The following is a 2,194-nucleotide window of genomic DNA, read 5'->3' as shown; positions in this document are numbered from 1 at the left end:
GCTGCGCCACGAAAGCGCCCTGTTATATCCCCGGTCAAGCCGGGAGGAACTCGGAGGGATGTTCCTGGGTCCGATGGCTAACCTGAATCCGAAAGGTGCAGGGAACAATAGCATGCCAGAAAAGTAACGTTCGTGTTCAGGCGCATGAAACGAGGCGTTGCGGGACCCGTGCGATACGGATAAAGCTTGATTGCCTAGACCTCAATCTCCAGAAGGTGCAAGAACACGTCCGCCGGAAATAGCGCCTGATACCGGCGCCACACCCTGTATCGGCATCACGAGGTGGCTGATACATCCTCCGGGATGTGGAGCGATGCCCAACGAGGGCATTCAAGGAGATGAATGAGGATCCTAAGTCGCACTATCACGTATGACAGGGACGAACGTGGGATCACCTAAGGGGCGCGAGCCCTAAGGTGACAGAGGCCCCGTAGTAGTCGTAGGAGTAACGCCCTACCAAGGGGGACGGGAAGGCCGTCCGCAGGGCCAAGGGGGCCAGGTGATCGGATATTCGAAGACTGGGGGGTATGCGTAATGCAGAGTGCCGAAACAGTACTGAGTATCCTCCGTGATCGCGGTAGGCGTGGCCTGCCGTGCAATGAAATGTTCCGACAACTGTTCAATCCGCAGATGTATCTGATGGCCTACGGGCGCCTGTACTCCAACCATGGAGCCATGACGCCCGGGGCTGATGGAGAAACCGCAGACGGCATGTCGCTGGCAAAGATTGAACGCATCATCGACGCTCTGCGTCACGAGCGTTTTCGATTTAAGCCAGCAAAACGGATCTACATCCCGAAGAAGGATGGGAAGCAGAGGCCGCTCGGCTTGCCTTCGTGGTCGGATAAGCTCGTCGGTGAGGTGATCCGCCTCTTGCTGGAGGCATATTATGAGCCGCGGTTCTCTGACCGTTCACACGGTTTCCGTCCCGGCAAGGGCTGTCACACTGCACTCAGTGAAGTGGCAGACCTCTGGACTGGCACGGCATGGTTCGTTGAGGGTGATATCTCAGACTGCTTCGGAAGTCTTGACCACGAGGTCATGCTCTCGACGTTGGCTGAGAGAATCCACGATAACCGGCTCCTCCGGCTGATCGAACAGATGCTGCAAGCCGGATATCTGGAGGACTGGGTATGGAACGAAACGCTCAGTGGAGCCCCACAGGGCGGTGTCGTTTCGCCGATCCTCTCCAATATTTACTTGGACCGGTTGGACAAGTTCATCGAAACAGTTCTTATACCGCAGTACACCCGAGGAGCTAGCAGGGCAAACAACCCTGCCTATGCAAGGGTGCGAATGGCGGCGGTGCGCGCTCGAAAACGCGGCAATATGACCGCAGCACGCGAGTTGCGTAGACAGCTACGGGGAACGTCCAGCAAGGATCCTCAGGATCCTTGCTATAGGCGACTCCGCTACTGCCGGTACGCCGACGACACCCTCCTCGGTTTCGCCGGACCGAAGGCCGAGGCCGAGGAAATCAAACAGCGTCTGGCGCAGTTCCTTCGAGACGAACTCAAGTTGGAACTGAACCCGGACAAGACGCTGGTCACGCACGCCCGTACCCGGGCAGCGTCTTTCCTCGGCTACGAGATCACTGTCCAGCACAGTGCGACACGCCCGTCTGTCAACGGCAGCGTCGCACTGCGCGTCCCACGGCAAGCGATCAAAGCCAAGTGCACCCCCTACCTAAAGCACGGAAAACCCGAGCGCCGCACTGAGCTGTTCAATCGTGACGACCTCACGATCATCAGCACATACGGAGCGGAATACAGGGGGCTCGTCCAGTACTACCTGCTGGCCGGCGACGTCTGGAGACTGAGCCGGCTGAAATGGGTCGCACAGACCTCAATGCTCAAGACGCTTGCCGCCAAGCATCGTTCGACGGTGTCAGCGATGGCTCGCAAATACAGGGCCAAGATCTCGACACCAGATGGACCACGGACATGCTACGAGGCCAGCGTCCAACGAGCAGGCAGGAAACCACTGGTCGGAAGGTTCGGCGAAATCCCGCTGAAGCGGCAGAAGAAGGCGGTACTACAGGACCGTCCGGTAGTCCGACCCGTTGCCCGCAAAGAGCTGATTACACGGCTCCGCATGGGCAAGTGTGAACTGTGCGAGCAGATAGGCCAAGTGGAAGTCCACCAGGTCCGAAAGCTCGCCGATCTCACCGAGTCCGGACGACCACAGCCCCCGT

1 protein-coding gene is annotated in these 2,194 nt (G+C 58.6%); it reads left to right on the top strand.

Annotated features, from left to right (window positions below):
* Positions 1–534: 534 nt before the first annotated feature.
* Positions 535–2,194, top strand: a 1,660-nt coding sequence (locus ACZ68L_RS46805) for a reverse transcriptase/maturase family protein (RefSeq protein ID WP_469591020.1), incomplete at its 3' end; no start/stop codon positions are given.

The organism is Streptomyces sp. NPDC104309, from assembly GCF_055584025.1.
This window is presented reverse-complemented; position numbering and strand designations above follow the sequence as displayed.